Raw genomic sequence first — 6,955 nt, 5'->3', positions numbered from 1 at the left:
CAGCTTTAACAGAGCCTTTCGTAAAATAGTTACAACTCTTCAAGCATATTTTAATGTTTCTATAAGAATAGTATAAACAAAACCTTTCATAATAATTTCTCAACGCCTAATGCCATTTGATTAATCCAGCTGTTATAAAGGTGATGACCTTAAGGGGAGGACTTAATATTTTTATATAAATATTTTTAAAATTGAGAAAAGCGAATTTTTATACTATAATGTATTTTAAATAAAAAAGACAAGGGGGATGGGTATATGAAAGTGGAAGCGCTACCAGTTACACAAGGGGATCATAATCTCAAGAATTATGAGGAGTTCCACGGCCAATTCGATTGGGCTGAAGCGGAAAAAGAATTTTCCTGGCATGAAACAGGAAGGGTGAATTTAGCCTATGAGGCAATTGACCGTCATGCCATGGGCTTCAGAAAAAACAAAATCGCTCTTTATTATCAGGATGGAACACGCAAAGAAAAGTACACTTTTAAAGAAATGAAGGACATGACCAACAAAGCTGGGAATGTCTTTAAAACATATGCGGATGTGGAAAAAGGGGACCGTGTATTCATCTTCATGCCTCGTTCTCCTGAATTGTATTTTGCCGTTCTTGGCGCCATCAAGCTTGGTGCCATCGTTGGGCCTTTATTCGAAGCGTTCATGGAAGGTGCAGTTCGAGACAGGCTTGAGGATAGCGGAGCGAAGGTATTGGTGACGACTCCAGAACTTTTGAAAAGGGTGCCAGTCAGTGAACTGCCTAATCTAAAGCATGTTCTTTTAGTTGGGGACAATCTTGACGACAACGGAGAATTCATCGATTTCAAACAAAAATTATCCGAAGCGAGCAGCAAGCTTCAGGTCGAGTGGGTTGACCGCAAGGATGGCTTGATTTTACATTATACGTCTGGCTCGACTGGAAAGCCGAAGGGAGTTCTCCATGTCCACAACGCAATGATCCAGCATTATCAGACGGCTAAATGGGTCCTTGACCTTAAGGAAGATGATGTATATTGGTGCACGGCTGACCCGGGCTGGGTAACGGGTACCTCATACGGAATTTTCGGACCATGGCTGGCTGGAGCTTCGAATGTCATTATTGGCGGCCGATTCAATCCAGAAACATGGTATAAAATGATAGAAGAGTATGGAGTGACTGTCTGGTACAGTGCCCCTACAGCCTTCAGGATGCTTATGGGTGCAGGGGACGAGGTAGTGAAGAAATTCGACCTCAGCTCACTTCGCCATATTCTCAGCGTTGGTGAGCCTCTTAACCCAGAGGTAGTGCGCTGGGGCATGAAGGTATTCCACCTCCGTATCCATGATACATGGTGGATGACAGAAACAGGTGCTCAGCTGATCTGCAACTATCCAAGCATGGAAATCAAGCCAGGCTCAATGGGCAAGCCGATTCCTGGCGTAAAGGCAGCGATTGTCGATGACCAGGGCAATGAACTGCCTCCGTACAGAATGGGCAACCTGGCAATCAAAAAAGGCTGGCCGTCCATGATGCAAACCATCTGGAACAACCCGCAAAAATATGAATCTTATTTCATGCCTGGCGACTGGTATGTGTCCGGTGACTCGGCTTATATGGATGAGGAAGGGTACTTCTGGTTCCAAGGAAGAATTGATGATGTTATCATGACATCAGGAGAACGCGTGGGTCCATTCGAGGTTGAGAGCAAGCTTGTTGAACACCCTGCTGTTGCTGAAGCTGGTGTCATCGGCAAGCCGGATCCAGTCCGCGGGGAAATCATCAAGGCCTTCATCGCTCTTCGTGACGGCTATGAGCAGTCTGATGAATTGATTGAAGAAATCCGCCAGTTTGTTAAAAAAGGCTTGGCAGCTCATGCTGCTCCACGTGAAATTGAATTCCGTGACAAGCTGCCAAAGACAAGAAGCGGTAAGATTATGCGTCGTGTCTTAAAGGCTTGGGAACTTGATCTTCCTACTGGTGACCTATCTACGATGGAAGATTAATAAATTGATAATGACAAAAAGAGCGTGGATTTATTTCACGCTCTTTTTGTTGTAATCTCATGTAAAAAATGAACCGTCATCCTTTAAGGATGTGGGTTCGTTAATATTGTTCTGAAATATTAAAATATTTAATTTGATTTGTGCTAAAATGGTAATAAAAGGATTTGGCTATGAAGTTTGGCTAATAGAGGCAGAGGTGGAATATGAGACTTTCAGAGATTCATCCTATTTTTTATCATCTCAGAATCAGCCAAAAGCAGCTTTTCCGATCTATTCATAATTTAAAGTACCAAAAAGAATTTGCAAAAACTTATTGTAAGGAATCCTATCCATTCACTTGCAAGAAGCATCAATCCCTCTTGAGAAGAAAACTGGGCAATAGTGACCCACAGCTCCAAGAAAATAAAATCAATAATCTAAAGCTTGCGGCTAGTAAAATCGATGGCATTATCATAAGACCTGGAGAAATTTTTTCCTTTTGGGCATTAGTCGGAAAAACAACAGGTAGAAAAGGCTATATTGAGGGAATGCAGCTTTCCAGGGGAGAAGTTAAAACAGGTGTTGGCGGTGGAATCTGTCAACTAGCGAACCTGCTTTATTGGATGGCTCTTCATACTCCATTAGAGATAGTAGAAAGGCACCATCATAGCTTCGATCCTTTTCCTGATGAAGGCAGAGTGCTGCCATTCGGAAGTGGTGCAAGTGTGTTTTACAATTACATAGATTTACGGTTTAAAAATCCTGCAAATCATTCGTTCCAAATTAGAACCTGGGTTACAAGCAAGCATTTAAAAGGGGCAATTTACTCAGATGCCGATTGGGGATTCTCTTATCATATTCTGGAGAAAAAACATCGCTTTGTTAAAGAAAACAACAAAACCTTTCGTGAAAATGAAATTTGGCGAAAGGTCGTTGATAAAAGGACAGGGAATTGCGTAGAAGAAGCCCTTCTTATTAAAAACTTTTCAGAAGTGAAATATGAAGTACTTGAAGAAAAATTTCTATAAGGATCCCTGCAGGCACTTATTGCAAGCAGGTTTAAACAATTTCTAATTCAGGAGGTAGTAATGGGTTACATTGAGGACTTACGGAATAAAGTTGGAACTCAACCACTAATATTGGTTGGAGTTGCAGTAGGTGTAATGAATGAGACAGGTGAATTGTTATTACAAAAGCGAAGAGATGGACTTTGGGGAGTTCCTGGGGGATTTATCGAATTAGGAGAATCAACTGAGGAAGCTGGAAGAAGAGAAGTTATAGAGGAGACAGGAATTGAAATTGGTAAGCTTGATTTAGTAGGTGTTTTTTCCGGGGAACAGCACTATGTTAAATTACCAAATGGTGATGAATTCTATCCAGTTACAATTGCTTATGTTACAAATGAAATTAAAGGCGGAATTCTTAACCCAGACGGCAAAGAAACAACTGAGGCGAAGTTTTTCAAGGTAAATGAGTTACCGGAAGAATTGAACCCTTTAATAAAAAATCTTATTAAACAATATTCATTTTCCTTTTCAAAATAGCTGTGTTAAAGGTCAGTGTTGATTTTTTGCACCTGTTGATTGGAGCGGAAAGCAAGTGCCTAGAGCGGACATCAACAGTCGAATTTAACACAGCCTTCAAAATTGAAAATTTAATTCGTTAAGCGAGACTATTGATAAAGATTGTGAAGAACTCTATTTAAAGTAAATGTGGTGATAGCTTAGTAAAGGTTATCGCCTTTTTTCTGTGAAAATAGTAGTTAAATTAGTTGAAATTAGAACTATTTCAACGATTTAGGGGGGGATTTCTTATGGTATATGATTATAAAAATAAAACCATTACTACTAAAAGGCTGAAACTAAGATTGTTTCAAAAATCTGATGCAGCAGATGTTACTACACTTTGTAATAATTATAATATCTATAAAAATACCTTGTACCTGCCTTATCCATACTCTTTAGATGATGCTTTATCGTGGATTGAGCATCATCTTGATAATTTTAATGCTGATAAAACTTATGAATTTGCGATCACAGATAAGGAAAGAGGAGAATTATATGGGGCTATCGCGCTAACTAACAACCAAAAGTTTAAGAATGGTGAAATAGCCTATTGGATTGGTGAAGAATTTTGGGGAAATGGATATGCTACAGAAGCAGCGCAAGCTATATTGCAATTTGCATTTGATGAAAAGGAATACCATAAAGTTTTTGCTCGTTACTTTTATTCAAATCCTGCTTCCGGAAGAGTGATGGAAAAACTAGGCATGAAAAAAGAAGGGACCTTTATTGACCATGTGAGGAAAGAAAATCGATATGAAGATCTAGTATATTATGGGATTATAAATCAATAGGATTAAAGATTTTATTAGAAGTATAGTTCGCTAATGGAAATACGAAAGGTGGATTAATCCTAGAGGGATTAATCCACCTTTTTATATTGAGCCTAGTTCATAATTTCACTCTTTGTCGATTCTCTGGACCACAGTGGGTAGATAATCACCTTATTTTCAAGAATGAATATTCTGGGTTTAGAGCTACATTAATTGGAGGAATGGACATGGGATACTTTGTTACTGTAGAACCAGGTGTGAAATTGTTTGTTGAAGATATTAATCCAGGCGGAAGCAAAACCATAGTATTTTTACATGGTTGGCCTTTAAGCCATAAACAGTTTGAATATCAGTTTGATGTTCTTCCCTCAATGGGCTACCGGTGCATTGGAATAGACTGGAGGGGCTTTGGAAATTCGGATAAACCAATGAGTGGATATACTTTTGACAGACTGGCGGATGACATCAGGATTGTAATAGGACAACTTCAGCTAGATAATTTCGCTCTAGTTGGCCACTCTACGGGAGGTTCGATCGCCATCAGATACATGTCCCGGCACAAAGGTTACGGAGTATCCAAGCTTGTATTAATTGATGCCGCAGCTCCGACAGGCTTTTCTGCGGAAACGGCTGATAAATTGCTTAATGATACGGTAAATGACCGTCCTAAGATGATACAGGGAGTAACGGATACCTTTTTCTTTCAGTATATTACTCCTCAATTTTCAGAATGGTTTTTCCAAATGGGTTTACAAGCGGCAGGTTGGTCGACAGCTTCAGTCATAATTTTATTAAGGGATGAAAAGCTGGATGCTGATCTTCCGAAAATTGATGCTCCGACCTTAATTATTCACGGGATTCATGACAAAGTTATCCCGTTTGCACAAGCACAGGAGCTGAATCGAAAAATAAGAAATTCACAGCTTGTCCCTTTTCTTTATAGTGGCCATGGTGCCTTTTGGGAAGAGCGCAACAAGTTTAACCTCCTATTGAAACAATTTATTTAATAAACCATTTATTATGATGGGAGAAAGCTGGTGTAATGATCAATCCTATTCGGCAGGGTACGAAGAGGATTAATGGACATTTATGTTGAACTTATTAAACATAAAAGGAACGTAAGCAGGTGAATTGCTTATGAAAAACCATCTAATCCCTATGAAAAACTTTTATGATTCAAGCAAATAGAAGTGGGAAAAAAGTCACTATAATTATGCTAATAGCAAGGGAGAGCCAATATGAAGATTGTGATGGGATTTAGTGGTGGCAAGGATTCCACCCTTGCCTTATTTAAAATACAACATAATCCTGAATACGAAATTGATTCATTGTTAGTGACTCTTACAGAAGGATACAACCGCGTTACTACTCATGGAGTCCGGTATGAGCTGCTTAAGCAGCAGGCCGAGTCCTTGGGCATTCCATTAAGAGAAGTCTGGATACCGCAGGAATGTCCAAATGAAAAATATCAGGAAATTATGGGCAAAGCTGTTGCAGATATGAAGGAAGACGGAGTCACTCATATCGCCTTTGGTGATATTCACCTTAAGGATGTACGGAATTATAGAGAAAAAATGCTCTCGGGGACAGGAATAACCCCACTCTTTCCTCTGTGGGAAATACCTGTAGAGGAGTTAAGTCATGAGTTTATAAACCTTGGTTTTAAAACCGTAATAACATGTATTGATATGGATAAATTAGATAAAACCTTCTCGGGGAGAGTATATGACAGGGAGTTTATTAGAGAGTATCCTAAAGAAACACATGATCTATGCGGAGAGAACGGTGAGTTCCACTCTTTTGTGTTTGACGGTCCAAATTTTAAATTTCCAATTAAGTTTGAATTAGGTGATCAGAAAGTAACACCAGACTATACCACTAAAAAAGAACGATTTTTATACATAGATTTAATTCCGATGCACAACAGGTAACCAATATTGGGTGTTGGGCAGACGCTAAGGGCATTAAAAAAATAGTGTTAAATAATGCTCTGGAGACGAATGAAAAAGCGATCGAACTCTATAAAAGACTCGGTTTTGAAATAAAAGGTCTAATGAAAAAAGATAGAACCCTAGCAGACGGAAAATACTATAACACTTATCTGAGGGGAAGAATCATCGATTAAACCCTAAAACATCTTTAGTAAGCTGAAGATGGTAAACTCCTGGCTGTTATTTTTATTAAAAATAGGGAAAAACAAAATTGTGTCCCAGTAATGCTTTTATGCAAATGCCAGGCTAATTGAAAATATTACCGGGATAAATCAAACTGCTCTTAAAAATTATAAGGAGGTATGCAGAATGAACGATATCACTGTCTATTCAACCAATACTTGACCGTACTGCACAATGATGAAACAATTCCTTGAGGATCAAGGATTAGACTACAAAGAAGTAAATGTGCAGTTAGACCCTATTGCAGCCCAAAAGCTAGTCGAGGAAACCGGACAGATGGGCGTACCGCAGACAAAGGTAAATGGCCATTGGGTCCTCGGCTTTGATCCCGAAACACTGATGCAGTATGTGAAATAGGCGGTTATGCAAAAAGAGGCTTAGACCTCTTTTTTGCTTTTCTAATCTTTTTTGACGAGTTTAGGAAGTTTCTTAATATAAGGGATGAAGTATAACAAAGATATTATTTTATCTGGGTTGAAAAAATAAAAAGATA

At 39.0% G+C, this 6,955-nt stretch carries 7 protein-coding genes and 1 pseudogene; all 8 read left to right on the top strand.

The window, feature by feature from the left end:
- The first annotated feature begins 255 nt into the window (after positions 1-255).
- Complete coding sequence (gene acsA / locus V7654_RS17110) at positions 256-1,974, top strand: acetate--CoA ligase (protein ID WP_335431892.1); 1,719 nt, start codon at positions 256-258, stop codon at positions 1,972-1,974.
- 203 nt (positions 1,975-2,177) lie between these two features.
- Positions 2,178-2,981, top strand: a complete 804-nt coding sequence (locus V7654_RS17105; protein WP_438825319.1) for a VanW family protein — start codon at positions 2,178-2,180, stop codon at positions 2,979-2,981.
- Between the two features lie 60 nt (positions 2,982-3,041).
- Entirely contained in the window at positions 3,042-3,497 is a 456-nt protein-coding gene (locus V7654_RS17100; RefSeq protein ID WP_335431890.1) for an NUDIX hydrolase, read from the top strand.
- Between the two features lie 269 nt (positions 3,498-3,766).
- Positions 3,767-4,309 carry a GNAT family N-acetyltransferase gene (locus tag V7654_RS17095; protein WP_335431889.1) on the top strand — a complete coding sequence of 181 codons (543 nt, stop codon included), beginning with the start codon at positions 3,767-3,769 and terminating at the stop codon, positions 4,307-4,309.
- Between the two features lie 206 nt (positions 4,310-4,515).
- On the top strand, positions 4,516-5,295 hold the full coding sequence (locus V7654_RS17090) for an alpha/beta fold hydrolase (protein WP_335431888.1): 780 nt from the start codon (positions 4,516-4,518) through the stop codon (positions 5,293-5,295).
- 231 nt (positions 5,296-5,526) lie between these two features.
- Positions 5,527-6,219, top strand: a complete 693-nt coding sequence (locus V7654_RS17085; RefSeq protein WP_335431887.1) for a diphthine--ammonia ligase — start codon at positions 5,527-5,529, stop codon at positions 6,217-6,219.
- A 14-nt stretch (positions 6,220-6,233) separates the two neighbouring features.
- A pseudogene (locus V7654_RS17080) lies at positions 6,234-6,413 on the top strand (GNAT family N-acetyltransferase); the annotation flags it as partial.
- A 175-nt stretch (positions 6,414-6,588) separates the two neighbouring features.
- Complete coding sequence (locus tag V7654_RS17075; RefSeq protein WP_335431886.1) at positions 6,589-6,819, top strand: glutaredoxin family protein; 231 nt, start codon at positions 6,589-6,591, stop codon at positions 6,817-6,819.
- The last annotated feature ends 136 nt before the right edge of the window (positions 6,820-6,955 follow it).

Source organism: Bacillus sp. JJ1609, assembly GCF_036967045.1.
In the GTDB taxonomy this organism is placed as follows: domain Bacteria; phylum Bacillota; class Bacilli; order Bacillales; family Cytobacillaceae; genus Mesobacillus.
The sequence above is the reverse complement of the archived record's forward strand: the minus strand, read 5'-3'. Positions and strand labels throughout refer to the sequence as shown.